Genomic DNA, 352 nt, shown 5'->3' with positions numbered 1-352 from the left:
TGGATGTGGAAGCATAGTGATATGTGAAGCTGACCAATACTAATTGCTCGTGAGGCTTGACTATACAACACCCAAACAGTTGTTGTACGAACTTCGAAAGAAGTGAGGATCGATTGATTCGATATTAAACAAAGTGACTTGATTTAGTTACGCTGAACGAACAAACTACTGCAACTCAGATATACCTGTTAATGAATTCTATTTGGTAGAAAGCAAGGCAAAACGTAAGACCTAGCAAGTATCCATAAACAGTTGTGCTGGCGACCATAGCAAGAGTGAACCACCTGATCCCTTCCCGAACTCAGAAGTGAAACCTCTTAGCGCTGATGGTAGTGTGGGGTTACCCATGTGA

1 rRNA gene is annotated in these 352 nt (G+C 42.0%); it reads left to right on the top strand.

What is annotated here, in order from left to right:
* Positions 1–256 precede the first annotated feature (256 nt).
* Positions 257–352 (top strand): 5S ribosomal RNA (rrf, locus tag WFH18_RS17910); the annotation flags it as partial.

Source organism: Acinetobacter sp. USHLN143 (genome assembly GCF_037145695.1).
Classification (GTDB): Bacteria; Pseudomonadota; Gammaproteobacteria; order Pseudomonadales; family Moraxellaceae; genus Acinetobacter; species Acinetobacter fasciculus.
Note: the sequence above shows the minus strand (reverse complement) of the source record. Positions and strands in the feature narration are given on the sequence as shown.